Source organism: Marinomonas ushuaiensis DSM 15871, assembly GCF_000521805.1.
GTDB lineage: Bacteria > Pseudomonadota > Gammaproteobacteria > Pseudomonadales > Marinomonadaceae > Marinomonas > Marinomonas ushuaiensis.
On the sequence record NZ_JAMB01000017.1, the window covers coordinates 24,952 to 51,034 of the forward strand.

General features: G+C 42.4%; 23 protein-coding genes. 9 read left to right on the forward strand and 14 right to left on the reverse strand.

The features are described 5' to 3' along the window. Positions 1-2: 2 nt before the first annotated feature. Genes MUS1_RS14180 through MUS1_RS14190 form a run of 3 tightly spaced genes read right to left on the reverse strand, consistent with a single transcriptional unit; the run spans position 3 to position 2,875 of the window. Positions 3-1,187, reverse strand: coding sequence for a type IV pilus secretin PilQ (locus MUS1_RS14180; RefSeq protein WP_036163609.1), 1,185 nt, complete (start codon positions 1,185-1,187; stop codon positions 3-5). Beyond that, positions 1,180-1,890: a hypothetical protein gene (locus MUS1_RS14185; RefSeq protein ID WP_036163610.1), complete on the reverse strand. Its 711-nt coding sequence runs from the start codon at positions 1,888-1,890 to the stop codon at positions 1,180-1,182. Before MUS1_RS14185 ends, MUS1_RS14180 begins: the two co-directional genes overlap by 8 nt. Then, positions 1,862-2,875 carry a hypothetical protein gene (locus MUS1_RS14190; protein WP_036163612.1) on the reverse strand — a complete coding sequence of 338 codons (1,014 nt, stop codon included), beginning with the start codon at positions 2,873-2,875 and terminating at the stop codon, positions 1,862-1,864. Before MUS1_RS14190 ends, MUS1_RS14185 begins: the two co-directional genes overlap by 29 nt. A 159-nt stretch (positions 2,876-3,034) precedes the next feature. Between MUS1_RS14190 and MUS1_RS14195 the strand changes: the two genes are divergently transcribed. Beyond that, positions 3,035-5,479 carry a penicillin-binding protein 1A gene (locus MUS1_RS14195; RefSeq protein WP_036163637.1) on the forward strand — a complete coding sequence of 815 codons (2,445 nt, stop codon included), beginning with the start codon at positions 3,035-3,037 and terminating at the stop codon, positions 5,477-5,479. 83 nt (positions 5,480-5,562) lie between these two features. On the opposite strand, the gene MUS1_RS14200 is transcribed toward MUS1_RS14195, so the two are convergent. From MUS1_RS14200 to rpmE, 6 genes are all read right to left on the reverse strand, one after another. Continuing rightward, complete coding sequence (locus MUS1_RS14200; RefSeq protein WP_036163614.1) at positions 5,563-5,994, reverse strand: hypothetical protein; 432 nt, start codon at positions 5,992-5,994, stop codon at positions 5,563-5,565. Positions 5,995-6,029: 35 nt separating this feature from the next. Next, positions 6,030-7,649 (reverse strand): CRTAC1 family protein, encoded by a 1,620-nt coding sequence (locus tag MUS1_RS14205; RefSeq protein WP_051436349.1) that lies wholly within the window; start codon positions 7,647-7,649, stop codon positions 6,030-6,032. Next, the gene (locus MUS1_RS14210) at positions 7,646-8,320 is read right to left on the reverse strand and encodes a DUF6796 family protein (protein WP_051436350.1); all 675 of its coding nucleotides are present in this window, start codon (positions 8,318-8,320) and stop codon (positions 7,646-7,648) included. Before MUS1_RS14210 ends, MUS1_RS14205 begins: the two co-directional genes overlap by 4 nt. 197 nt (positions 8,321-8,517) lie before the next feature. Next, positions 8,518-9,786, reverse strand: coding sequence for a malic enzyme-like NAD(P)-binding protein (locus tag MUS1_RS14215; RefSeq protein ID WP_036163615.1), 1,269 nt, complete (start codon positions 9,784-9,786; stop codon positions 8,518-8,520). A 169-nt stretch (positions 9,787-9,955) separates the two neighbouring features. Beyond that, entirely contained in the window at positions 9,956-10,738 is a 783-nt protein-coding gene (locus tag MUS1_RS14220; protein ID WP_036163616.1) for a thermonuclease family protein, read from the reverse strand. A gap of 8 nt (positions 10,739-10,746) precedes the next feature. After that, positions 10,747-10,965, reverse strand: coding sequence for a 50S ribosomal protein L31 (gene rpmE / locus MUS1_RS14225; protein ID WP_036163617.1), 219 nt, complete (start codon positions 10,963-10,965; stop codon positions 10,747-10,749). 320 nt (positions 10,966-11,285) lie between these two features. Between rpmE and MUS1_RS14230 the strand changes: the two genes are divergently transcribed. The 6 genes from MUS1_RS14230 (at position 11,286) to MUS1_RS14255 (ending at position 17,335) form a co-directional block, all read left to right on the forward strand. After that, a complete protein-coding gene (locus tag MUS1_RS14230; RefSeq protein ID WP_036163619.1) occupies positions 11,286-13,517 on the forward strand; it encodes a primosomal protein N' in 2,232 nt (743 codons plus the stop codon). Between the two features lie 65 nt (positions 13,518-13,582). Beyond that, entirely contained in the window at positions 13,583-14,200 is a 618-nt protein-coding gene (locus MUS1_RS14235) for an SPOR domain-containing protein (RefSeq protein WP_036163621.1), read from the forward strand. Between the two features lie 133 nt (positions 14,201-14,333). Continuing rightward, positions 14,334-14,894: an ATP-dependent protease subunit HslV gene (hslV, locus tag MUS1_RS14240; protein ID WP_036163623.1), complete on the forward strand. Its 561-nt coding sequence runs from the start codon at positions 14,334-14,336 to the stop codon at positions 14,892-14,894. A gap of 65 nt (positions 14,895-14,959) precedes the next feature. Beyond that, positions 14,960-16,282, forward strand: coding sequence for an ATP-dependent protease ATPase subunit HslU (hslU, locus tag MUS1_RS14245; protein ID WP_036163624.1), 1,323 nt, complete (start codon positions 14,960-14,962; stop codon positions 16,280-16,282). Between the two features lie 9 nt (positions 16,283-16,291). Then, positions 16,292-16,675 (forward strand): gamma-butyrobetaine hydroxylase family protein, encoded by a 384-nt coding sequence (locus MUS1_RS14250; RefSeq protein WP_036163625.1) that lies wholly within the window; start codon positions 16,292-16,294, stop codon positions 16,673-16,675. Between the two features lie 33 nt (positions 16,676-16,708). Beyond that, positions 16,709-17,335, forward strand: a complete 627-nt coding sequence (locus MUS1_RS14255) for a ubiquinone biosynthesis accessory factor UbiJ (protein WP_036163626.1) — start codon at positions 16,709-16,711, stop codon at positions 17,333-17,335. On the opposite strand, the gene MUS1_RS14260 is transcribed toward MUS1_RS14255, so the two are convergent. From MUS1_RS14260 to ilvA, 4 genes are all read right to left on the reverse strand, one after another. Next, positions 17,328-18,185, reverse strand: a complete 858-nt coding sequence (locus tag MUS1_RS14260; RefSeq protein ID WP_036163627.1) for a DMT family transporter — start codon at positions 18,183-18,185, stop codon at positions 17,328-17,330. The two genes, MUS1_RS14255 and MUS1_RS14260, sit on opposite strands and share 8 nt — an antisense overlap. Positions 18,186-18,273: 88 nt before the next feature. Continuing rightward, complete coding sequence (locus tag MUS1_RS14265; protein ID WP_036163628.1) at positions 18,274-19,260, reverse strand: asparaginase domain-containing protein; 987 nt, start codon at positions 19,258-19,260, stop codon at positions 18,274-18,276. Positions 19,261-19,384: 124 nt separating this feature from the next. Beyond that, positions 19,385-21,118 (reverse strand): arginine--tRNA ligase, encoded by a 1,734-nt coding sequence (gene argS, locus MUS1_RS14270; RefSeq protein WP_036163630.1) that lies wholly within the window; start codon positions 21,116-21,118, stop codon positions 19,385-19,387. Positions 21,119-21,253: 135 nt separating this feature from the next. Next, positions 21,254-22,759: a threonine ammonia-lyase, biosynthetic gene (ilvA, locus tag MUS1_RS14275; RefSeq protein ID WP_036163631.1), complete on the reverse strand. Its 1,506-nt coding sequence runs from the start codon at positions 22,757-22,759 to the stop codon at positions 21,254-21,256. A 307-nt stretch (positions 22,760-23,066) separates the two neighbouring features. Here ilvA and rpiA point away from each other — a divergent pair, with 307 nt between their 5' ends. After that, positions 23,067-23,738, forward strand: a complete 672-nt coding sequence (rpiA, locus tag MUS1_RS14280; RefSeq protein ID WP_036163632.1) for a ribose-5-phosphate isomerase RpiA — start codon at positions 23,067-23,069, stop codon at positions 23,736-23,738. A 58-nt stretch (positions 23,739-23,796) separates the two neighbouring features. Here rpiA and MUS1_RS14285 read toward each other — a convergent pair whose 3' ends face one another. Beyond that, complete coding sequence (locus MUS1_RS14285) at positions 23,797-24,765, reverse strand: zinc transporter ZntB (RefSeq protein ID WP_036163633.1); 969 nt, start codon at positions 24,763-24,765, stop codon at positions 23,797-23,799. Positions 24,766-24,912: 147 nt separating this feature from the next. Here MUS1_RS14285 and MUS1_RS14290 point away from each other — a divergent pair, with 147 nt between their 5' ends. Further along, a complete protein-coding gene (locus MUS1_RS14290; protein WP_036163635.1) occupies positions 24,913-25,872 on the forward strand; it encodes a class 1 fructose-bisphosphatase in 960 nt (319 codons plus the stop codon). The last annotated feature ends 211 nt before the right edge of the window (positions 25,873-26,083 follow it).

Sequence of the window (26,083 nt, forward strand, 5' to 3'; positions counted from 1 at the left end):
GCCTAGTTATCTGACATTTGTAGCAGCTTTGGCGTAATAAATACAAGTAATTCAACCTTTTCTTGTTGTTTAAGGCGCCTTTTAAATAACTCACCCAACCATGGAATAGCACTCAAGAAAGGCACACGACTTTCGGACTCGAACTGCTCTTCCCTAAAAATCCCTCCCAAAACCAAGGTTTCTTGGTTTTTCACCACTACTTGAGTTTTTAATCGATTCGTCTCTAAGCTGGGAACACCGTTGACCAAATCCCCCACCGAGTCTTGATGGATATTCAACGACAGCAAAATACGATCTCCGTCTTTTACAAAAGGCGTTACCTCCAACATCAGAGCTGCCTGTCGAAAATCGACACTCACCTCGCCATCACTTACCGTCTGATACGGCACTTCCGTACCCGATTCAATCCGAGCCATTTGACCTTCTGAAGTGACGATTTTTGGTTTCGAAACAATGTCTGCAGTTCCTTCGCTTTCCATCATATCCAACGTAAAAGACAATAAGCTAGCCCCGCCAATACGGGTGAAATCAAGATTTGTCGTCGGCACTAAAGCACTTAAATCTACAGCACCACCAATTGATGAACCTACGCCCTCAGACAATTGCGTCGTCCAATTCACACCAAACTGAGATTGCGCCGTACGGCTAACTTGAGCAATTTTGGCGCTAATTTCAATTTGCCTTAGCGGCACATCTAACCAAGCTAAGGTTTCTTGCAAGCCACCGAGTACATCGCAAGAGTACGTCACGATTGAATTCGTACGACCATCAACAATTAAAGATAAAGATGGATACAATATTTGTAAGTGCTTACCAACTACCTCTGCTTTAGCGTGTTTTATCATCCAATAAGAGCGCTGACAGTTAAATGAATTCGATATACCCTCATTCATTTCCGCATTTAGCGCCGGCATTAAAATCGCCACCCGGCCTTGCCATTCAAGATGAATGTTCGGTTGTTGCGCAACCGCTTCCATTACATCCTTCCAGCTAGCGTCTTTAATCGACAACGTAAGCTCTTCTTTTATTTCAGGACTAATCACCACACTTTCACCCATCTGCGACGCCAGCCACGGCAACACTTCTTGCAAAGAGCGAGATTCAAAGTACACATCCATCGCAAGACCAAGGCGCGACAAAAACAACATAATGACCAGCAGCACAACTTTCATTTGAAATTTAATCATCCATGTCACCTATTTTACGAACCGTTAATGCTATTTGAGAGCCCTCTTTAGTCATTAACGTTACCTGATCAAAAGTCACTGTATCGACAGTTAACCCAGCTGAAGGTAACCAGCTTCCTTGGCGAACCCAATGACGCTGTTGCTTGTATTCTAAAAGAGCAGATGCGTTCTCACCCACTCTCATGGTCGATAAAACTTGCCAATCTTTTTCTACGAAAGGATAACTCCGTAATTTTGTTGGTAACCAATTATGGTATTCCCGATTTGCTTTAGGTATTTTAATATCGAACAACAAGCACCCTTGCCACTGACCATTCGGCAACCTTTGCCAATGAACCGATTGCATACCAAGAGCAACATGCTCTTCTACTTTTTCAAGTAAGGTTTGCCACTCAATCAACCCCGCCGTGCCCTCAATAAACCATTGAGTAGGTACAGCATTTTTTTCCGAAAAAATATGATGGCTCACCCAAACCTCATTTAAAAACGTCATTCCTTTAAGTCTATTCGCCTGTCCTTGTATTTTTTGCCACTCCGTTTCTGCTCGTTCTTTTCGCTTTATGTGGCGTTCCAGATCATCCTGAGCGCCAGATAGCAAGGGATACCAAATAGCCAGTTGCAACATAATAAAGATACAAACTGTCGAGCCTGTAATATTACAGAGGGATGAAATATCAATTTTTAGATATTGAGATAGAAGCATCTATCACCTCGCTATTGAATCCAGAAGGTTTATCAGCGGTGAGTTGCTCCCATTCAAATTGCAAAGACGAATCACCTTCACGCCAACGTTCAATCAATGTCGCCAGTTCACGCTGGGGCAAGGTCACCTGAAGAAACGCTTGATCAAAACCTGCATCGAACTGCATAAGACGAACTGAAGTAGGTAACGCCTGAATCAATCCGAGTATAGATTCAGCAAAAGGTGAATTTACTTGATCAGACTCCCATTCAGAGATAAGCGTTAAGGTTTTTTGACGGTCAATAAGGGCTATTTCTGTTTGTTGTTGCAAGTTCCAAAAATAGACATATGCTCCACTGTGTACAAGTAAACTCAACAACACCAAAATGAACCAAAGCCTCTTTGTTTTTGTATTTTTTTCTTTATCAGGCTGGTAAATAGACAAGGCATGTTTCCGTAAACTAGACCAAGAAGTGTTCCGAACTGACGCATCAGCCCATTGTGTTTGAGACATTAAAAGACAAGATGCGCCAAGCATTTTAAAAGGCGAACACAATTGATTTGCCCATTCATTTGAGCATGCAAACACCGTCAGTTGTGTCTGATTTCTATCTAGCACAACTTGACGATAGTTAAACATGAGCGCTTCAGGTGCAGTAAAGGTGGTTTCAGTGGCATAACTCAACGCAGCTAAAGGCGCCAACGAGATAGGAACAAGATGATCGATTTTGTGCTGTGTGACTGAAATCCAGCTATCGGGAATCACGACAATTATTTTGGCGCTGCCTGCTCTATTATTGAAAATCGGGCGATGGAAAGTATCGTCGTTTAGAGGAATATCTTTAAACGAAATATCTTTTTGAATAGATTCTAACTGTATCGAATCAGGAGAGATGTCTTGGTTTTGAGGATGGCAAATAACCATTCCATCAACGTCAGAGCTGTCGAAAAGTGTGCATTTTTGCGACGAGTACACAGCCACAAAATAGGCATTCATAAGCTTCATTATTCATCCTTGAAATAGTAAGCAATAGAGCGAAAGTTTATTTTTGGCTTCCTTACCAATTAATTAACAAGATAACACGATTTGATGCAAAGTTAAGCGCCATTTTTGCGAAGATCTTAGGTATAATTCTATTTTCTATACAGCATGAATTGGTTTTATATGGTCAAGGCATTCAAAATATTATTTATTCTAAGTCTTCTGGGTGCATTATGCGCTGTAGGAATAACTTATGCCGTTTATTACAATGTAAAAGACCGTATTCCAACGGTTGCCGAATTAAAAGATATTGAATTACGTATCCCATTACGTATTTATACCGCTGACAACCAGCTCATTGGTGAGTTTGGCGAGCAACGCCGTTCGCCTATCAGCCATTCTGAAATACCAAAAAATTTAGAACATGCTATTTTAGCCGCGGAAGATACTAATTTCTACCATCATCCTGGTGTTGATGTATTAGGTTTAGGCCGAGCTGTTGTTCAGCTAATCACCACTGGCGAAAAACAAGGCGGTGGTAGTACCATTACAATGCAGGTAGCAAGAAACTACTTTCTATCATTCGAACAAACTTACACACGTAAATTCACAGAAATTTTTATCGCATTAAAAATGGAGCGTGAGCTTAGCAAGCACGAAATTCTCGAACTTTATGTTAATAAGATTTATCTAGGTAACCGTGCTTATGGTTTTGAAGCCGCAGCACAAGTTTACTATGGTAAAAACCTTGTAGACTTGAACCTTGCGCAACTCGCCATGATTGCTGGACTTCCAAAAGCACCCTCTCGTTATAATCCCGTAGTGAACCCTTCACGTGCACTGATTCGTCGCAATTGGATTCTACAACGCATGTTGTCATTAGGTATGATTGACAAAGTAGCTTACCAAACTGCTGTTGAAGCACCAGTCACTTCCAAAAATCACGGTATCACGCCAGACATTGAAGCTGGCTACATCGCAGAAATGGTTCGCTCTGAACTTTATAGCACTTTCGGTGACGACCTTTATAGTACAGGCATGACGGTTCACACAACCATTGATGCTGGCCGTCAAAAAGCAGCGAATCAAGCCGTATTTAATGGCGTTCTAAGTTATGACACTCGTCATGGCTATCGTGGCTCTATCGAAACGCGTATCGATTTAATCGATGCGCCGCTAGAAGAACAAGAAAAAGTCTTACAAGAGATTCCGAGATTTAGTAATTGGCAAACTGCTTTAGTGATCGCAACAGAAGAAACCAATGCAGATGTTCGTTTGGCGGATGGCAGCCGTGCAACTTTATTATGGGATGCAGTGAAGTGGGCAAAACCCTATATTGATGAAAATTCACAAGGTCAATCACCTACTACCATGGAAGACGTTCTGGTACCAGGAGACATCATTCGTCTACGCCCAGATGAAACGCTAGGCTGGGTGTTAACACAAAAACCAACCGTCCAAACCGCTCTTATTTCTCTCAACAGTAAAAACGGTGGCATTCAAGCGTTAGTCGGTGGCTTTAACTTCTACGAAAATAAGTTCAATCGAATCACGCAATCAAAACGCCAGCCTGGCTCGAACTTTAAACCTTTCGTTTACGCCAGTGCATTAAGCCGAGGCTATACAGCAGCGAGCATCATCAATGACGCACCTGTTGTCTTTAATGACACAAATCTAGCTTCCGCATGGCGACCAACCAATGACGGTGGAAGATTCTATGGCCCGACTCGTTTACGCCAAGCTCTTTATCGTTCACAAAATATTGTGTCGGTTCGTTTGCTTGATGAATTAGGGATTCGTCCAACACTTAATTTCTTACGTCGCTTTGGGTTTGATCCTGACGAACTGCCTCACAACCTTTCTCTTTCATTAGGCAGTGCAAACTTATCACCACTACAAATCGCCACAGGTTATGCGGTATTTTCTAATGGCGGATATCAAATACAACCTTATTTGATTGATAAAGTCGTCGATAGAAACAACGAAGTGTTATTCCAAGCCAATCCATTGACGGTTTGTATAACTTGCACGACGCTTGAAAAAACCACCAATAACGAACCTCAAATGGGATTGTTTGAAACTAATGACGGCATTCAGAGTTTGCCATTAGCACCTCAAGTTCTCGACCCAGAAGTGAACTACATTATTTATGACATGATGCGTGATGTTATTAAATACGGTACTGGACGACGCGCTCTTGTACTGCGCCGTGATGACATAGCTGGTAAAACGGGTACGACAAATGATGGCCGTGATGCATGGTTCTCAGGCTTTAATGGAGACATAGTGACATCTGTCTGGAGTGGCTTTGATAATTCTTCACCACTTGGTCGTGGGGAATGGGGTGGCTCCGTATCATTACCACCTTGGATTGACTACATGCGCTACGCCTTAAAAGACACTCCGTCTTCTTTTGTGACTAAACCTTCCTCTTTGGTCACTGTACGCATTGACCCTAAAACGGGAGAACGCGCTTTACCAGGTCAAGCAAATGCGATTTTTGAAATATTCAGAAAAGATCACGTTCCACCAGAGCGAGAATTGAATTTGCCAGCCTTGAATAATAATGTAGGTAATGAAGCACAAGAAGAGAAACAAGAAAACACTGCGTTGGAAAATTTATTTTAATGATTCTATCTGACTAATTTCAGATAGAATCCCAATGCCTAAGTAAGAGTTAATATCGTTTACCAGCCAGTATTAACTCTTACTTAGTTAGGTAAAGCACACAACTTTTTATACGGGCCTTTAATAAATAACACCAAAATAACCACTAATAAAACAAGTGAGATATAACAAGTCGGAATCACAACATTTAGATTCGAACCGCCTCTCATTCCAGCCTGAGCTGTTGGACAAATAGCACCAGCAGAAAAGAACTCAGCGATAGATGCCAATAAAGCGATAATAAACGCCACTCCCCAACCAATGCTAAAGAAGTGATGCTTACAACCTTTGTGCGGCACTAACAATGACACCAGCATTAAACTATAAGCAGCCAAAACTACATAACACACAGGGATCGAAAATAAATGCGGGCAGGCATTCGCTTGAAAGTTCTGATAACTAATAATCAATGCACCAAAAAAACCGTATGATACAAGCGCTAAAAGGCTCAAGAAAATAACTCTATTGGTATTCATAATACTCACTCTCTTTAAACAAGTGTTTCCTTTTTTTAATAGGAAACAGTCGGTATATAGGTTTCGTTGTGATAGTTGCCACTTACTTTTGACTGAGTACCGTTTAAGTAATCAACTTGTATGTCAGTGGCTGTCAATTCAGATAAGCCGAATACCATGGTGTGGCTTTGATCTGAACACAAGCCTTCGCCAACAATATACGTTTGTTTTACTACACTGCCATCCGCTAAGGTCACAGTCACTTTTGCGCCAATAGATTCAACCGTGTTAGCCAGCTTAACTTTCAAGAAATTATTACTAGGCGCGTTGCTTAAGAAAACCTTTTGCTCCCCTAATAAATTAATGTGGACCAGATCAGGTGCACCATCTTGGTTAAAATCAGCCGTTAGAGGAGAAATACCAAAAAAACGATTTTGCACACCCGCTTTATCGCCTACTTCGCTGAATTCACCAGAATGGGTTTGAAGTAAGAAGCGGCCATCTAAACGCCAAAAAGGCACAGCATGAGTTGGGAAACCAACATAATTTTCTGAAACCACTAGGTCATCTTTACCATCAAGATTAAAGTCTTCAAAAATGGCACCCCATGAAAATTCATAGTCAGCCAGTTTACGCTCTTGTGCAGTATCTTCGAATTCGAAGCCGCCTTGGTTTTCGAACATCAACCATTTTTTATGCAAGATTTGCTCTTCTCTTAAATCACCTCGAACAATGGCATCCGGCGTGGTTGAACCGACATTAGAAAAAAAGAAATCAGGCAAATCATTATTACCCAAATCACTCACGGCAATGCCCATAGGGTAAGAGAAATAATCGCTGGTTGGGTTTGGCATATTTTTAAACTTAAGGTCACCTAGATTTTTCCAAGTACGAACCTGACCAGTATCGTGAGCAACAACTAAGTCTTCTAAACTGTCATTATCGACATCAATAAAAATCGCTTGAAACGTATTATGCTGATATTCAAGTCCTGAAATTTTAGTAATGTTTGTAAACCCTGTACCCGTGTTTAGATACAACCCACTAACACCACCATAAACTTGATTGAAAATGGTTTCTCCTTCAACGTGCTCGCGAGCGATATAACCAGACACATACATATCGAACAAACCATCACGATTCAAATCTGCAATTGCAACAGAAAGCGGAACCGTTTTTTCATCAAGATCAAGGTCTAGCTTAACACTCGTAAAGACACCAGAGTTGTTCGTGTATTGCCATACACCAGATTGGCGAGCAATTAACATGTCAGTATCACCGTCATGGTCCAAATCCATTGTCACAGCACCATAGGTGTCATCAGATGTATTTTTACGCCATTGAGTCGATACAGTAATATCAACAAATTCACCACCTCTATAGGCGTAGAAAACGTCATTCTGATCCATGCCACCACCAATAAATAACTCTTCCACACCGTCATTATCAATGTCTATTATTGCGCTCGCAGTAAAAGGCAAAGTACGAGCTTCATCGTAACTAGGTACAAATGGCAACGTTTTCTCAGTAAAGGTTGGAATGGTCAATCCGTCACTGGATACACCATAATCATCCGCTCTATCGTGAACACTTAACCAAGTCAGCGCAGCAAACAAAAGAGCAATCGCTAACACGGCATAGCAAATAATCGATGTCAGTAATTTTTTAATACTCATTTTTTCGCTTCTCCATTGACTAAACACACACTAGGCTTATTTTTAAATACCATGAAAAGAGACAGACTAAACACAATAAAAAATGCCACATTCAAAGCGATAGGCATGACATGTTTACCTAATTGAGGAGCAACCAGATAAACGAGAAAGCTGGCGACTATAAGCAAGATAGGGTTAAAAAAAGCCATCCATTTTGGATAATGTGTCTTTCCTTTAAAAATTAAAACAACGAAAATGACAGAGAGAAGCAGTGTCGTGACTCGAACCACTTGTAATAGGGTTTCATAACGTAAATCATATAAGGCCACCAGCGCGTCTATTTCTGCGCTTTCAGGTAACTGCATTAGCGCTGAAATACTGGCTCTTGAGCCTATCCAAACTACGCCGACCATAAATCCCATTGAACCAATAATAAAAGCACTAAACGCTAACTTGTTCGAGGCAGGCTTCAACATGAGATATAAATGATAACAACCGACTGGATAGAGCAAGGCTCCGAACACCCCTAAAAAGTGACCAAGGCTAGTACGATCAACATTAATGCCCTGCATAAAGCCAAAACCACCATCGGCAAAACGAGCCAGTGGATCATAATGTAGTAGGTACTCTCCTGCACCAACCACTACTGAAGCCAATAGTCCCATTATTCCTGTTAACACAAAGACATTCATAACCCCCCTATTTAACACTGAATAAAAAACAAACAATTAAATTATTAAGTGTAGAGGCTTATATAGAAAAAAGGTTCCAAAAATGAAACTTTATATCACATATGTAATTAGACGATTCCGTCTTCCTATGATTTTTTGACAATAAAAAAAGGCGATACCTGATTCAGGTATCGCCTTTTTTAAAACCATATTTTTACTTAAGCACCGAAGTGATCAAGATTCTCAAGCGGGTAAAAATCTGGGTATGGAAGCATTGCCACACCAGAGTCTACTGCGGCACGAGCAACCGCTGCAGAAACCACATTAAGAAGACGAGCATCCATTGGTTTTGGCAAGATGTATTCTTTACCGAAACTCAATGCAGTGCCACCATATGCTGCAACAACATCGGCTGGCGCTGCTTCTTTTGCAAGATCTTTCAATGCATGAACCGCTGCCACTTTCATTTCTTCGTTAATCTTAGTAGCGCGAACATCTAATGCACCACGGAAGATGAAAGGAAAGCCAAGTACGTTATTTACTTGGTTAGGGTAGTCAGAACGCCCCGTCGCCATGATCAAGTCATCACGAGTGGCACGAGCCAACTCAGGATTAATTTCTGGATCAGGATTTGAACAAGCGAAAACAATTGGATTCGCTGCCATTTTACTAAGCTGATCAGCAGAGAACAAATCAGGGCCAGATACACCAATGAAAACATCAGCACCATCAATAGCATCATCCAATGTACGTTTGTCAGTGTCGATAGCAAACATAGCTTTAAACTGATTCAAATCGTCACGACCAGAGTGAATCACCCCCTTACGGTCAAGAACAAAAATGTTTTCACGTTGTGCACCACAAGCAATAATCAGCTTCATACACGCTGTTGCTGCGGCTCCAGCACCTAGGCAAACGATTTTTGCATCAGCAATGTTTTTACCTTGAAGTTCAAGCGCATTTAACAAACCTGCCGCCGTCACAATCGCCGTACCATGTTGATCATCATGGAAAACAGGAATAGAACAACGCTCAATCAATTGACGTTCGATTTCAAAGCACTCAGGCGCTTTGATGTCTTCCAAATTAATGCCACCGTAGGTGTTAGCAATACGAGCAACAGTATCAATAAAAGCTTGTGGGCTTTCGGATTCGACTTCTACATCAACAGAGTTAATACCAGCAAAGCGTTTAAACAATAAACCCTTACCTTCCATTACTGGTTTACTTGCTAATGGTCCTAGATTACCCAGACCAAGGATTGCAGAACCGTCAGAAATAACAGCAACCAGATTACCCTTACCTGTGTAACGGTAAGCATTTTCTGGATCTTTTGCGATTTCACGACAAGGCTCAGCCACACCTGGGCTATAAGCTAGAGAAAGGTCACGGGCGGTGGCCGTTGGTTTAGTAATAGTAACGCTCAGTTTGCCTGGAACTGGATACTCATGGTAGTCCAGTGCAGCTTGCATAATATCTTCTGCCATTGTGATGTTTCCGTCTATTTGGTGTTATTAATTAGTTTTATATAGCCAAACTGGTCCTTGTTTCTAAACTCCTAAAAGTCTCGAAAACGGAACCTTATCATTCTGTCTCATAAGAATAGTCGATCTACACAACTCTTTAAAGTATGAAACCATAGCAATATTCTATCACTTAATGATGAATAGAAGATTTGATCTCCGACAAATCATTAGGATGCCTTACAGAAAGCACCCAAGACTTAAATATTGCCTTACTATTTCTTCTTTGATGTTGCCAACCTCGCACCTCTATTTCCTTACCTTCAAGATAAAACACTTTTTGGGCAGGCCAATAATCCATGGCAGAGGATGACAAATTGATCACTAGATCCAGATTGGTTTCTAACCACCAACCGCCTCGGTTCTTAGTAACAGATGTGATGGTGACACGAGATATTGCAAATCCAGCTTTTGGCTGCCATTGCAAGGTTTGCTGCCATAATCCTTTATGTGCACTGCGGGCTTTGGTTTCAGCGCCTTCAAAGCACACTTGATATGCCAAATTAGGAGGTACTGCAATACGATAACCAAGTCCTTCGGATAGTAGCTGACTTGTTAGTGAAATACGATCTTTATCAAAAAGGTAATATAAGTACCGACCGTATCTGTCTTGGCCACTTCTTGCTTCTTGAATATAAACAAACTGATCAACAAGTGAACGAAGAAACGTTGTCGCTTCAACGGCATAAGGATCATGACGACCATGCTTATGATCTAGCTCTGGTGTGTCTATTCCTACCAAACGAACCTTACGCCCATCGACTAGGTGTATTGTATCCCCATCCACCACTCTTTTAATTTTAGCTTTTTCAAGTTCACCGGTTGCCCTGCATAGTTCGGCGGCTTGAATCGAGAAGGACAAAAACAAAAAAAGCGCCAAGAAAACTTGGCGCTTTTTTAGTGCGTTCACAATCATTCCACTGCTTATTGAGCAGTAGTACGACGTGCTCCGAAACGCTTGTTAAAGCGATCAACACGACCACCAGTATCCAACATTTTTTGCTGGCCTGTGTAGAAAGGGTGGCAGTTGCCGCATACATCAAGGTGCATGTCTTTGCCTGCAGTCGAGTTAAGATTTAGAGTGTTACCACAAGTACAAGTTGCAGTAAGCGCAGAGTAAGCTGGATGAATATCTTTTTTCATTGTATTTACCTTTGGTATTATGTGCCGCCACTTGATCAATAGAAATGGGTAATAAATTACCTGCCAAGCACCGCACGGTTTGCTGTACAGAAATTGTACCGCAGTTTTAAGAACTGCCTACTTTATTGATGAATCGTAAAATAAGCAACTTTTTTATTACTCTATCCTTATAAATGCCACACTTTCTCGTGCCTTTTTAATAAAATTGTCCCTCGCACCGAACCACCACTCTGTCGTACACTTAATTCATTACTCGATATTCTATTTTTTCTGCTTTATTAAATTTTCTGCTTTCATTAAACAAGGGTTTAACCTAACGCATGCAAGAGGCGCTTCTTACTCCTTATCCTTTCATCAAGGTCGCTTTACCTGTACCTATGCGCACTTTATTTGACTATAAAGTACCAAAGGCCATCGCCCTAAGGCATACATTAAAACCAGGAATGCGAATCAAGGTACCTTTTGGAAAAAGCAGTCGTCTCGGTGTTATTGTTTCTTTAAGTGAAACCAGCGATTGGGATCCTGAACAAGTCAAACCCCTTACCTCATTATGCGATGAAAGCTCTGTTATTACAGAAGAACTGATGGCGCTGTGCGAATGGGCCGCACGTTATTATCATCACCCTATTGGCGATGTGATTTTTCACGCTCTGCCCGTTCTCTTGCGAAAAGGGGAAAATGCTGAATTTCGTACAGAAAATTGGTGGCTAACCACTCAGGAAGGTCAAAACCTTGCTCTTGATCAATTAAGCCGAGCGCCTCGACAGCAAGATTTCTTAAAGGCTGTTCAGCAGCACCCAAATGGATTGAGCCAACACGCTGCTTCTGTTTTAGATCTTGCCCCTGCAGCAGGAAAAACGCTAGAAGAAAAAGGTCTGCTACGCAGAGAACCTCGCTCCTTTAATAAAAGTGGAGAAAAACACGCTCACCAGATGCAAGTTCCACCTACGCTAAACCCTGAACAAACCATCGCCACAGAAGAACTTCTCGATCATAGAAGTCATTTCAATGTGGCGTTATTAGATGGCGTCACGGGCAGCGGTAAAACTGAAGTATTCTTACGCGTCATGGAACGCCTTATAGATGAAGGCAAACAAATTCTCGTCATGGTGCCAGAAATTGGCCTAACTCCTCAGACTCTCAAACGCTTCGAAATCCGCTTTAATACTGACATCGTATTAATGCATTCCAACATGAGTGATAGAGAGCGCTTAGATGCTTGGCTATTGGCCGCGAATGGGCATGCAAAAATCATTATCGGCACACGTTCATCCGCTTTTATTCCCGCACCGAACCTTGGCCTTATTGTTATCGATGAAGAACACGATACTTCTTATAAGCAACACGAAGGTTTTCGCTATCACGCCCGTGATCTTGCGATCAAACGTGCTCAGTCGCTTGATATTCCAGTTTTACTGGCATCAGCAACACCCTCCTATGAAAGTTTAACCAACGCTCTACAAAAGAAATTCACTTGGTTAAAACTTAGAAAACGTGCCGGAAATGCTCATATTCCAGAAATGGAACGCGTAGACCTTCGAGGAAAAACCTTGATTCACGGCTTCAGTGAATATGCTCTTGCCAGCATCAAATTGTGTTTAGAACGTAAAGAACAGGTACTCGTATTCTTAAACCGCCGAGGTTACGCACCAACACTTATGTGTCATCAATGTGGTTGGATTGCCGCATGTGATCATTGCGATGTGAATCTCACCGTTCACAAACGCGCGAACAAACTGCATTGTCACCACTGTGATACACAAAAAGCCTTACTGCATACTTGCCCAGAATGTCAGTCAGAAGAACTCTTCACCGTCGGCGAAGGAACAGAACAGATAGAAACTCAACTGCACACGCTTTTTAAAGACACGCCTATCTTACGAATCGATAGAGACAGTACCCAGCGCAAATCGGCAATGGCAAAGCTAACGCAAAAAATTCATGAGCATGATCAAGCAATCCTTATTGGTACTCAAATGCTCGCCAAAGGCCATCACTTTCCCAATGTAACCTTAGTGATCATTATGGATGCGGATGCGGGACTTTTCTCATCTGATTTTCGAGGCATGGAACGAACCGCACAACTAATCACTCAGGTCGCAGGTCGAGCTGGCCGGGCGAAAAAACCAGGCCACGTATTATTGCAAACCTACCATCCGGATCATGCTGCCATAGAATGCTTATGCAACCTTGGCTACGAACATTTTGCCATTGATGGTTTAGCAGAACGTAAGTCCTTATCGCTGCCGCCCTTTTATCATCAAGTCATTATTCGCGCAGAATCTAGCAACGAACAGGAAGCCATGCAGCTTTTAGCAGCGATGAGAAACGACCTAGAACCTTATTTTTCAAAAGAGGTCTATCTTGTTGGCCCTTATGCCGCCATCATTGTACGCAAGGCAGGACAACATAGAGCTCTCGTATCCATTAAGTCTCCACACCGCGGCCCTTTACATCAAGCGACCCAGATGATCACTCAATGGCTAGAACAGTCAACAAGACAACACAAAATTCGTTTTGCTATTGACGTTGATCCACTGGAAACTTACTAATCAAGCAAGCATAATGTGCGCATTGCACACGGTGTCTCAACTTATAAAAGCTAAAAGCCCAAACTATGTTTAATCCCATTCAAATTGCAGCAAAAAACAGTCGTCCGAAAAAAGGCGCGACTCGTCGATCTTCTCCACCGCCAAAGCGTAAAACGCCATGGTGGTTATGGCTTTTAGTACCTATTATTTTGATAGCTTTTATTTATGGATTGACACAACTTAGTCAAGTTGAACCAAAAACAAAACCAGCACCAATTACAAAACCTCAAGTGCAGCCCAAACCAATAGCACCTAAGGTACAACCAAAAGTGAAAGCAGAGCCGGCTGCCAAAGCCACGCCAAATAAAGACACGTTCGAGTTTTATCAAATACTTCAAGACAGTAAAGTTGATACCAGCCATGTAGATGCTTATCAATCAACACCTCGTGGTGAGCAAGATTTTTATTACATGCTTCAAGCTGCATCGTTTCGAAGTCCAGAAGACGCAGATCGTATGCGCGCCAATTTGATTTTATCAGGTTTGGTTGAAGCCAGCGTTCGTAAAACCATCGGTGAAAATGAGCAGCCTTGGTATCGAGTGACCCTTGGGCCTTATGAGTCACGTTCGAAAATGAATCGAGCAGAAGACAAACTCGTTTCAATGGAAATATCCCCTTATTCTTATAAAATCCCAAAAGAGTAATAAAACCGAGCAAGAGCAATTACAACCATTAATTGCAATGCACACAGAATGTGAAAACCTCTTCTATGTGCAATCTTCGCTTGAAATCCCTTCGCTCGTCCCCATTTCGTTAGTATCGAAACTGGAGTAAACCATGACAACGATTCTTACTGTACGTAAAGGCAACCAAGTCGTCGTAGGCGGCGATGGACAAGTTTCTCTAGGCAACACCGTTATGAAAGGCAATGCTCGTAAAGTGCGCCGTTTATATCACGGTGAAGTCATTGCTGGATTCGCAGGCGGCACGGCCGATGCATTCACTTTATTCGAACGATTCGAAGGTCAGCTTGAAAAGCATCAAGGCCATCTCGTTCGTGCTGCGGTAGACCTTGCTAAAGATTGGCGTTCAGACAGAGCTCTACGCAAGCTAGAAGCTATGCTGATCGTCGCAAATAAAGAAAGCACCTTAATCATCACAGGCACAGGCGACGTTGTTGAACCTCAGCATGGTGCACTGGCTATCGGTTCAGGTGGCAATTATGCCGAAGCTGCAGCACGTGCTTTGATCGATAACACAGAGCTTTCTGCAAAAGACATAGTTGAGAAAAGCCTTAACATCGCAGCCGATATTTGTGTCTTCACAAACCACAGCTTAACGGTCGAAGAAATCACCATCGATCCACAAATTGAAGACAAGTCCGCTGCAACGAACTAACAGGTGCAAACACCAAAATACGCTAAATAAGCACTTGAACACTCAAGAACATAAAGAGAATGAATATGAGCAACATGACCCCAAGAGAGACGGTTAACGCCTTAGATAAGCATATTATTGGCCAACAAAAAGCCAAACGCGCGGTAGCCATTGCACTACGTAACCGCTGGCGTCGCATGCAACTTCCTGAAGAAATGCGCGCAGAAGTAACACCAAAAAATATCCTCATGATTGGGCCAACAGGTGTGGGTAAAACCGAGATTGCTCGTCGTCTGGCTAAATTATCAAACGCACCTTTTATTAAAATCGAAGCCACTAAGTTTACCGAAGTCGGTTACGTAGGCCGCGACGTCGAATCTATCATTCGTGATCTAGTCGAAATGGCAATCAAAATGCTTCGTGAACAAGAAACTGCGAAGCTACGTCATAAAGCCGAAGACGCCGCTGAAGATCGCATTCTCGATGTCTTGTTACCTCCTGCTCGTGGCGGTGATCCAGAATTAGAAGACAACAGTACTCGTCAGACTTTCCGTAAAAAACTACGGGAAGGTCAGCTTGATGACAAAGAAATAGACATAGACGTTACAGATACGCCAGTTGGTGTAGAAATCATGACGCCACCTGGTATGGAAGAAATGACCAGCCAGTTACAAAACATGTTTTCTAGCTTTGGTTCGAACAAAACCAAAAAGCGTAAAATGAAAGTTAAAGACGCTTTGCGCCAAATTCGTGATGAAGAAGCGGCTAAATTAGTCAACGAAGAAGAGCTAAAAGCACGAGCGGTTGATTCAGTGGAACAGAACGGTATTGTGTTCTTAGACGAGATCGATAAGGTCGCAAAAAGCTCTGAACGCTCAGGTGGCGAAGTGTCTCGTGAAGGTGTACAGCGTGATTTATTGCCTTTGGTTGAAGGTTGTACCGTGAGCACAAAATACGGTATGGTGAAAACCGACCACATTTTATTTATCGCGTCTGGTGCATTCCACCTGTCTAAACCATCAGATTTGATTCCTGAACTACAAGGTCGCTTACCGATTCGTGTCGAGCTAGATGCGCTTACCGTGGATGACTTCAAACGCATTTTGGTTGAACCAAGCGCATCACTAACGAAACAATATGTTGCTTTGGCTAAAACCGAGAACATCAATTTAAATTTCACCGAAGAAGGCATTCACCGTCTTGCTGAGATTGCTTTCCAAGTAAATGAACGTACTGAAAACATCGGTGCCCGTCGTTTACACACGGTGCTAGAGCGCTTGTTAGAAGAAGTGTCTTACTCTGCCAGCGATATGCCAGATGATCAAACGATTGATATCACAGCCGCTTACGTAGACGAGCAACTGGGTGAAATCGCTGAAAATGAAGACTTAAGCCAATACATTCTGTAGGAAACCATTATGGCAACACCGACGCCAACACACATTCACTATCACAAGCAGTCTCGTGAGTTGGCGTTGATCTTTGCTGACGGTCAAAGCTTTCGCCTAAGTGCTGAATATCTGCGTATTCACTCGCCTTCGGCAGAAGTTCGTGGACACGGTATGCAAATGCCAATCCTCCAGTATGGAAAAAAAGATGTAAAAGTGAACAACGTGGAAGGCGCGGGTAATTATGCGCTGAAAATTTCCTTTGATGATGGTCACGACACAGGTCTTTATACATGGGAGTATCTCTACAACTTAGGCAAAAACCATGATGAACTTTGGCAAATGTATCTAGACCGCCTTGAAAAAGAAGGTCAGACGCGGGACACTTCGGTTATTCAAATTCATCAGCTTTAAATCGCTGTTTCAAACCATTATCAGGAAAGCCTCATGGGTTCACTTAGCTTGTCAGCAATCAGCGCTATTGAAAGTGCTATCAATCTTGCCTTAAAACAAGACACGCCTTCTCAAGATCGTCTGACTAAGTTAGCGGGACAACAGGTTTTTCTGTATATCGAAGACTTTTCCTTCATTTTACAAATCCATATTCTTGAACAAGGCGTCATGCTGCATCGTCCAGAAAGTTTAGACGAAGTAGAACTCGACTCGCGCCTCGACACATTAGTACAAGGCCCAAGTTCAGCCTATAGAAAATTACTCGAAGGCGACGGCTTTTTTGATGGTGACCTACGCATTCAAGGCAATGCACAAGCCTTGATGACACTGCATAAAGTCATGGAGAATTTCGAGTTCGATTGGGAAGGTTTACTAGCCGACTATATCGGCGACTTACCCGCTTCAACCTTGGCGCGTTTACTGCGTACGCAATGGTCATGGAGCAAAGAGTTCACCACCAATGCCCGCATTCAGCTTGTGAACCACTTACAAACAGACAGCCAACTTTTACCGAGCAAGATTGAAATCGAACACCACATCGATAACTTAGAGAAGTTTGGTACGCAACTTGATCGAACAGAAGCAAGATTGAGAATGTTAGAAAAGAAACTGTCTAACTAGCTTTCGCCCTGCTCAAGTAAACACCCCCAATAGTCACCACAAAGCCCACTATTTGAATCATGGTCATCGACTCTCTAAACAAGAAATAGCTTTCTACCGCCGCCAAAGGTGGTGCGAGCAATAACATGGTAGATACTTGAGACGCTTTGGTTTTTCTCAGTAGAAAAACCATTAAGAAAACCCCACAGCCCGACAATACAAGAACACCCCACACAACCAGTGCAAAAGACTGCCATTGCATAACAAATAACTGTTCACCAAGGAAAAGCATAAAACCGCAGGAAACGACACTAGCCGCAAGGTTCTGCACCGCCATGGAACTGAAAATATCAGACGATGAAATAGACATTTTTTGATAAGTGACGCCAAGAGAAAGCGCTAATATCGCGGTACAAGCGAGTACCAAAGTGAGTACAGAAACACCACCACTGCCTATGTTTAATGCTGGGCTAACGACCAACAGCAAACCAAACATACCGACAAATATTCCGATAATGCCTTTAAAAGAGGTTTTCTCTTTTATCAATAAGAATGCCAACAAGGTAACGAGAGCGGGTTGTAATGCGCCAATTAGCGCCATGATTCCTGCCGGTAATCCTTTGGCGATAGCAACATAAGCGAAACCGAGATAAAAGCCATTCATCAACATACCAGCAACAATATGCTTAGGTAGTTCCTTCCACTTAGGAAAAGGTCGACGCAGCAATAACGCAATAGTTGCGAATAATAAACCGGCACACACAAAACGAATGCTCAGATACACATTAGGGTCAATCAATCCGACAATGAATTTACCGGTGATAAAACCCATCGACCATATGAGCACTAGAAGTAGGTATAAAAACGCCATTAAATTTATTCCGCTAAATACATTAGATAGACACTCGTTAAGTTGATAACAAGCAACTTTAAAAAAACAGGAAAATGCTTTGTTACTATTAGAACGACTCTCTTATTACTTTACTGCTTAAGCCCAGTCCAATCAGAAAATGCAACTTAGCAAACGCCGCTTCGTAGGTCATATCTTTACCTGACGTGACACCGGCTTCAACTAGCGCAGAACCTGCCGCATATGCGCCAGCAACCACACTGCCCGCTCCACATTGGCTAATATTCACAACCACCACACCTCGATCCGTAGCGGTTTTCAATAGCGCTAGTAAGTCAGCATTCTTATCTGGAGCATTGCCCGCTCCATAACTTAATAACACGGCACCTTTCACTTTCTCGTTTAACAAACCTTGCCAATGCTCTGCTTGTACGCCAGGAAAAACAGGAAGAATAGTGACCGCATCTTCCGCCATTTCTGGAATCTGAACGGTCATAGGAGGTGCTGCCTGCGAGCTTTCTTGCCAACACCAATCAATTCCCAAGAGACCACGCTCTGGGCAATTTGGAGAACTGAATGCTTGCCAGTCACTGGTGTGTCCTTTGTGCGCTCGATCGCCTTTAATCAAACGTCCACCAAAGAACAAAGACACGCCGCCTACATGGCCGGACCCTTCACTAGCAAACGCTTCACAGGCTGAGATGGCCCCCAACACATTGATCATCGCATCTGTTCGAGCTTTAAACATTGGTACCTGCGAGCCAGTAACGATAATTGACTTATCACTGTCTGCAAACATAAAAGACAAAGCCGCTGCTGTATAAGCCATGGTGTCTGTACCGTGTAAGACAATAAATGCGTCGAATTCTTGCCATTTGCTGTCGATATCACGAGCAATCATAGTCCAATCTTTTGGCGCGGCATTGGAAGAATCGATCAGATCAGGATAGCTCTGTATAACAAAGTCATGAGTCAGTTCATCAAATCCGTTCAATTGCTTAGCAAGATGGTCTGCAAAGGCCACATCTGGCACTAGCCCCTGCTCAGATGGCACCATGCCAATGGTACCGCCAGTGTAAGCAATGTAAATCTTCATCTGATTTCTTCCTACTTCTAAAATTTTATTTTAAACGAAATGTTCGACCTGATTTTACGTCTAAAAAAAGGCGCTTATCACAAAGAAAAAGCGCCTTTCGTTTATTCATTAAGTAAAACACATATTACATACGTTCTAGTGTTTCGATACCTAATAATGACAAACCGAGTTTCAATGTTGATGCAGTATTAAGAGCCAATTGAAGGCGACTCTGTTTCACATCGTCTTCTGCGTTCAAAATTGGGCAGGCTTCATAAAATGTCATGAAAGTACCCGCTAAATCATATAGGTAAGCACACAAGAAATGTGGCATGCCATCATTCGCGACTTGCTGAATGGCTTCTTCGAACTGACACAATTTAACCGCTAACGCGCGTTCTTGATCAGCAATAATTGAAATATTGCCAGTTAAGCTCGCTACATCCATCTCAGAACGTTTTACAATACTCGCCACGCGAGAATAAGCGTATAACAAATAAGGTGCTGTATTACCTTCAAAGCTCAACATGGTATCCCAGTTAAAAACATAATCACTGGTACGATTTTTCGAAAGATCAGCGTATTTCACGGAAGAAATACCAACAACACGAGCAATGTTACGCAGCTCTTCTTCGTCCATATCTTCGTTTTTAGACGCAACTAATTTATAGGCGCGTTCTTGCGCTTCTTCCAATAATGCAGATAATTTCGCGACACCACCAGAACGTGTCTTGAAAGGCTTACCATCGCTGCCCATCACTGTACCAAATGGCATATGCTCTAATTTAGTCTCTGGCTTCACAAAGCCCGCTTTACGGGACAAGGTGAAAATTTGTTGAAAGTGCAAAGACTGGCGAGCATCAACAAAATACAGAACTCGATCAGCATTCAATGTGTGTTGACGAAAACGAACCGCAGCTAAGTCCGTTGTTGCATATAAAAAGCCACCACCGGTTTTCTGCACAATAACGGGCGTGATTTCACCTTCTTTATTGGCAAATTCTTCCATGAAAACACATTGCGCACCATTAGATTCTTTTAATAAACCCTGCTCTGTTAACTCATTCACGACGTTTTGTAGATCATCGTTATAAGCACTTTCTGGCATCACATGCTGACGCTCTAAAGAGACACCCAACATGGCATAAGTTTCTTCACAGTGATGCAAGGAAATCTCGATAAATTCATCCCAAAGCTTCAAGCACTCTTCATCGCCAGATTGCAATGCAACAACCAATTCACGAGCCCGTGTTGCAAAAGCTTCGTCATCGTCAAAACAGGTTTTCGCTGCACGATAAAAGGTTTCAAGGTCTGATAACACCATGCTGATTTCTGTATTTTCAGCTCGAAGACGTTCCATGTACGCCAATAGCATACCGAATTGGGTTCCCCAATCACCGACGTGGTTTTGACGAACGACGTTATGACCCAAAAACTCCATAGTACGAACGACGGCGTCACCAATCACGGTAGAACGTAAATGACCAACATGCATCTCTTTCGCAAGGTTAGGCGCTGAATAATCCACGACAACGGTTTCTGGCGAAGTAACTTCATTCACATCAAGACGTTCGCTGGTGCGAAGCTGAACAAGCTCTTTGCCTAACCAGATATTTTTCAGAAAAATATTAATAAAACCCGGTCCAGCGATTTCGATCTTGTCAGCAATATCAGATAAATCTAACTTTTCTAAGGTGGATTGAGCAAAATCACGAGGGTTCATTTTCAATGCTTTTGCCGCGCCCATAATGCCATTCGCTTGGTAGTCACCAAATTGTGCTTTCGCAGACTGACGAACTAAAGCCGGTGCCGTATCTAATGCGCCAGAGGCAACCATTGCCGCTTGAATACGTTGATTAAGAAGAGTTTGAATATTCACTAAAGAAGACCTTTAAACAGTGTGTGTTGTTTTAATGGCAACACATCAGAATCACACAGCCCTCTGATTGTTTGTGCAATCAGAGGGCTGAATTCAAGAAAATAATGGCGCTAATGATAACTGATTTTCGTGCTTTTAGCGAAAGAACAGCTTACAAGCTTCATTGTTATTTTCGTCTTGATATGGATAACCCAGTTCATCCAAGTAATGGGTTACATCGGTTTCTTCGCCTGCCGCTTGCAAGCCGACTAGAACTCGACCATAAGCATCACCATGATTGCGATAATGGAACATGGAAATATTCCACTGCCCTCCAAGCATGTTAAGGAATTTCAACAATGCACCAGGACGCTCAGGAAATTCAAAACTATAAAGTAACTCACCTTTTTCACTGCGCAAATGACCACCAATCATATGACGAACATGAACTTTGGCGGTTTCATCGTCGGTTAAGTCAGTGATTTCGTAATCTTTCAAATCATCCAATAGTTCTTTACGACTATGAGGACTACCACCCAAAGCGACTCCGACAAAGATCACCGCTTGTTTATCATCACCATATCGGTAATTAAACTCGGTAATGCTTCGACCAACCAAAGCCTGACAGAAATCCTTAAAGCTACCTGGATGTTCTGGAATTTTTACCGCGATAATGGCTTCACGTTTTTCACCTAACTCAGCGCGTTCTGAAACATGTCGTAAGCGGTCAAAGTTAACGTTCGCGCCACTATTGATAGCAATTAAGGTTTGACCTTTCGCCCCTTCTCGCTCGATGTATTTTTTCAGTCCTGCTAACGCACAAGCACCAGCAGGTTCAGTAATAGCACGAGTGTCATCGTAGATGTCTTTAATCGCCGCACACATTTCATCTGTCGTCACTGTGATCACTTCATCAACGGTGTCTTTGGCAATATTAAAAGTGTTTTGCCCAATTTCGGCTACAGCAACACCTTCTGCAAAAATACCAACTTGAGCCAAACGCGTTGGTTTGCCTTTTTCCAATGCGATTTTTAGACAAGCTGCATCTTCCGGCTCAACACCGATTATTTTAATGTCAGGGCGTAGATATTTAATGTAAGCAGAAACACCAGCGATTAAACCGCCACCGCCAACAGGAATAAAAATCGCATCAATATGACCCGTTTTCTGACGTAAGATTTCCATGCCAATCGTACCTTGACCAGCAATAGTATCTAAGTCATCAAATGGATGAACATAGACTTGGCCTGTTTTCGCCATGATCTCGCGAGATTTTTCAGATGCTTCATCAAACGCGTCGCCAAATAAAATCACTTCTGCGCCGTGATTTCGCACTGCACTGACTTTCACTTCTGGCGTAGTGGCTGGCATAACAATCGTCGCTTGAATACCCAACTTTTTTGCGGCTAATGCCAAACCTTGAGCATGGTTACCAGCGGAAGCGGCAATCACACCTTTCGCTCTTTCTTCTGGGGTTAACTGAGAAATTTTGTTGTATGCCCCACGAATTTTGAAAGAGAATACAGGTTGTAAGTCTTCTCTCTTCAAAATAATCTCATTGCCTAATCGATTAGATAATTGATTAGCACGAGACAGTGGTGTTTCTACGGCAACGTCATAAACGCGCGCCTGTAGAATTTTTTTAATCATGGAGTGGGGCATAGTACTTCCTAAACGAAATATAAGCCGTCCGTGTTGTTATTCTTTACAACACCTCTATTACAGTAAATTTCCTGCGATAAAAAAGACGGACTTTGCGAATCAAAAAAACGAACATGAAATATACTCTTTCACTCCTCTTCACGCAAAGACAGATCTAGCTAAAAACAAAAGCGAAAGTCGATAAATACCAACAATAGACTGATCTAACAGGGTAACAATCATAAAATGAAGCGCCTATAATATCTTAATCATCAGAGGCGACTTTTTTCTAAAGCGCTGTGAAAAACAATAACTAAAGGCTTACATCATGAATCAAGACGAACTCAAGCAAGCGGTTGCTAAAGCCGCCGTAGATTACATTCTTCCTATGCTGGAATCTGACACTATTGTTGGCGTTGGAACAGGCTCGACAGCGAATTTGTTTATTGATGAACTGGCGAAACACAAACTAGACTTCGATGGTACAGTGGCCAGTTCTGAAGCCTCAGCTGAGCGACTTAAAAAGCATGGGATTCCTGTCTACGATTTAAACAGTGTTAATGAGATCCGTGTCTACGTAGATGGCGCAGATGAATCTAACGAATACCTACATTTGATAAAAGGTGGCGGTGCCGCATTAACTCGCGAGAAAATCGTCGCCGCTTGCAGTGAAGAGTTTATTTGTATTGCAGATGAATCGAAGCTCGTCAGTCTATTAGGTGACTTCCCTTTGCCTGTTGAGATTATTCCAATGGCGCGCGGTCATGTTGCTCGTGAATTGGTTAAGCTTGGTGGCGATCCAGTTTATCGTGAAGGTGTAGTGACAGATAATGGTAACCACATATTGGATGTTTACAACTTAGAAATTCTTGACCCAATCGCATTAGAAAAAAGCATCGATGGGATTGTGGGTGTGGTAACGAATGGGCTTTTCGCCAAACGCTCCGCAGATGTTTTACTCATTGCGACAAACGATGGTATCAAGACACTAAAAAGATAACCTAAGCAGCATGCACAACTTCTTTTATTCAGAAGGGTTGCATGCTGAATAGTATTAATTAGAACCAACGACTTCTTCTCATCAAGAGAAACTGACCTCCTCCCAAAACAACTAAAGCAGCACAAAATAACCAAAATGCAGCACCACTCTCTGTACCAGGCATACCGCCGATATTAATCCCAAACAATCCGGTCAGAAAACCCAACGGCATAAAAATACCTGACAAAATGGAAAGCACGTACATTCGAGCATTCATTTTTTCTGCCTGTAAGTTGGCGAACTCTTCCTGCATTAACAAACAACGTTCACGCAGCGATTCAAGGCCCTCCACATAACGAGTAATATCGTTAGCGGCTTCCTGAACTTGGGCAATTTGCTCTGTGGTCATCCAAGCATACGACTCTTGAGACAACTTATTGATGGCTTCTTTTTGAGGTACCAAAAACCGTCGCAAACGAATAATTTCAAGACGTCGTTTTACCAATGAATCGCGCTGACCAACTTCGATTTGCTCGCCGATACTTTCCTCTAAATCGGCTAGCTCATCTTCTAAGCTGGTAATCACAGTTGCCATGCGCCCAGTTAATGTTTCAGTCAGAGTCGAAACAATATCGGCGGTATTAATTGGGCCTTCATTATTAGAAAGGTCTCGCACAACATCTTGTACAGACAATAATTTCCGGCGACGACTCGACACAATAAAATGTGGTGTTACCCAGAGACGTAAAGACACCATGTCCGATGGATTGGATTCAGGGTTTAAATTAACGCCTCGCAGTATTAACAGTAAACCTTTACCCATTCTGATTGTACGTGGACGAGTCTCTTCGGCAAATAAAGCCTCTACGACTGTATCAGGCACGTCATCTAGACTTGATAACCACTCTCGACCATCATCACCAAGACCATCCAAATGTACCCAACGATTACCATGTTCTGGTAACGTTTCTGGTAAATCAGAATCAGATAACGTAGTAGCACCACCTTGACCATCAAGCTCTAAGTTGTATACAACAAACGCAGACATATCTATTCCTCTTAATAGTTTGTGTAGATTATCCGAAAAATCATGCTTTCCCTATTTATTTTCTCGCTAAAGAAGCACCTTGGCTGACACTCTGTATTTAGAATGGCATAATTTCAACAACCCTAAATAATAAGGAAATGCCAGACCATGCAAAACCTATCTGATGTTTTAGCATCGAGCTCCACACCGAAAACATTGCAAACTGTTTTAACGGTAACCACTGACACTTGTATAGCCATTTCTGATGCGCTTAAACAAGGTTCATTGGCTGGTATATTAGGCATGGCTGGAAATGAAAACGTTCAAGGAGAAGAACAGAAAAAGCTAGATGTCATTTCTAACGATATGCTAAAAGATGCGCTAGCAGCCTGCTCAGCAGTAAGAGCCATAGCATCAGAAGAAGAAGACTATATTGTTCCGGCTAATACTAACGGTGAATATTTTATCGCCTTTGACCCTCTCGATGGATCATCGAACATCGACATCAACGCAATGGTCGGCACCATATTTTCAATCTACCATCAAACAGGTAACAAACCAGCAACAGAAGCTGATTTCCTGATTCCCGGTAAAGAACAAGTCGCTGCCGGGTATGTACTTTACGGTCCTTCGACTATGTTAGTTCTTACTACTGGTGAAGGTGTTAACATGTTCACTTATGATCCAACAAAACAAGTCTTCACATTGACTCATGAAAATATTCAAATTCCAAAAGAGACTCAAGAGTTTGCTATCAACATGTCTAATCAACGTTTTTGGTCTGACAGTATTCAGAACTACGTGAATGATTTAGTAAAAGGCAAAGACGGTTCTCGTGATAAGAACTTCAACATGCGCTGGGTTGCTGCAATGGTCGGTGACGTACACCGCATTCTTTGTCGTGGCGGCGTCTTCCTTTATCCATGGGATAACAAAGACCCTGCTAAAGCCGGCAAACTGCGCCTTATGTATGAAGCGAACCCAATGGCAATGCTGCTAGAGCAAGCTGGTGGTAAAGCTCATACACACACTCAACGAATCTTAGACATTCAACCAGAAGCCATTCACCAACGTGTCGCCGTTATTCTAGGCGTGGCAAATGAAGTGGATAAGTGCTTAAGTTATTAACAGCTGAAGTTTTATTACATTTCTTTATTCTGTATAACTACAGCCCTGATCGGTTCTTCTATCAGGGCTTTTTTGTTCAGTTTTTACCTAAAAGAGGAACCTCTTTGTTGGCATTTACTCTGACACATCAAGTTACGAACAAGACAGCGCAAGTAAATGAGCAATAAGACACTCTCACTTCCAAGCCCGATCTTTTCATTTCCAACAGACG

Bases quoted from the DNA above. Each gene is read 5' to 3' on its own strand.
- MUS1_RS14180 (WP_036163609.1), bottom strand. From the start codon at position 1,187: ATGATTAAATTTCAAATGAAAGTTGTGCTGCTGGTCATTATGTTGTTT.
- MUS1_RS14185 (WP_036163610.1), bottom strand. From the start codon at position 1,890: ATGCTTCTATCTCAATATCTAAAAATTGATATTTCATCCCTCTGTAAT.
- MUS1_RS14190 (WP_036163612.1), bottom strand. From the start codon at position 2,875: ATGAAGCTTATGAATGCCTATTTTGTGGCTGTGTACTCGTCGCAAAAA.
- MUS1_RS14195 (WP_036163637.1), top strand. From the start codon at position 3,035: ATGGTCAAGGCATTCAAAATATTATTTATTCTAAGTCTTCTGGGTGCA.
- MUS1_RS14200 (WP_036163614.1), bottom strand. From the start codon at position 5,994: ATGAATACCAATAGAGTTATTTTCTTGAGCCTTTTAGCGCTTGTATCA.
- MUS1_RS14205 (WP_051436349.1), bottom strand. From the start codon at position 7,649: ATGAGTATTAAAAAATTACTGACATCGATTATTTGCTATGCCGTGTTA.
- MUS1_RS14210 (WP_051436350.1), bottom strand. From the start codon at position 8,320: ATGAATGTCTTTGTGTTAACAGGAATAATGGGACTATTGGCTTCAGTA.
- MUS1_RS14215 (WP_036163615.1), bottom strand. From the start codon at position 9,786: ATGGCAGAAGATATTATGCAAGCTGCACTGGACTACCATGAGTATCCA.
- MUS1_RS14220 (WP_036163616.1), bottom strand. From the start codon at position 10,738: ATGATTGTGAACGCACTAAAAAAGCGCCAAGTTTTCTTGGCGCTTTTT.
- rpmE (WP_036163617.1), bottom strand. From the start codon at position 10,965: ATGAAAAAAGATATTCATCCAGCTTACTCTGCGCTTACTGCAACTTGT.
- MUS1_RS14230 (WP_036163619.1), top strand. From the start codon at position 11,286: ATGCAAGAGGCGCTTCTTACTCCTTATCCTTTCATCAAGGTCGCTTTA.
- MUS1_RS14235 (WP_036163621.1), top strand. From the start codon at position 13,583: ATGTTTAATCCCATTCAAATTGCAGCAAAAAACAGTCGTCCGAAAAAA.
- hslV (WP_036163623.1), top strand. From the start codon at position 14,334: ATGACAACGATTCTTACTGTACGTAAAGGCAACCAAGTCGTCGTAGGC.
- hslU (WP_036163624.1), top strand. From the start codon at position 14,960: ATGAGCAACATGACCCCAAGAGAGACGGTTAACGCCTTAGATAAGCAT.
- MUS1_RS14250 (WP_036163625.1), top strand. From the start codon at position 16,292: ATGGCAACACCGACGCCAACACACATTCACTATCACAAGCAGTCTCGT.
- MUS1_RS14255 (WP_036163626.1), top strand. From the start codon at position 16,709: ATGGGTTCACTTAGCTTGTCAGCAATCAGCGCTATTGAAAGTGCTATC.
- MUS1_RS14260 (WP_036163627.1), bottom strand. From the start codon at position 18,185: ATGGCGTTTTTATACCTACTTCTAGTGCTCATATGGTCGATGGGTTTT.
- MUS1_RS14265 (WP_036163628.1), bottom strand. From the start codon at position 19,260: ATGAAGATTTACATTGCTTACACTGGCGGTACCATTGGCATGGTGCCA.
- ilvA (WP_036163631.1), bottom strand. From the start codon at position 22,759: ATGCCCCACTCCATGATTAAAAAAATTCTACAGGCGCGCGTTTATGAC.
- rpiA (WP_036163632.1), top strand. From the start codon at position 23,067: ATGAATCAAGACGAACTCAAGCAAGCGGTTGCTAAAGCCGCCGTAGAT.
- MUS1_RS14285 (WP_036163633.1), bottom strand. From the start codon at position 24,765: ATGTCTGCGTTTGTTGTATACAACTTAGAGCTTGATGGTCAAGGTGGT.
- MUS1_RS14290 (WP_036163635.1), top strand. From the start codon at position 24,913: ATGCAAAACCTATCTGATGTTTTAGCATCGAGCTCCACACCGAAAACA.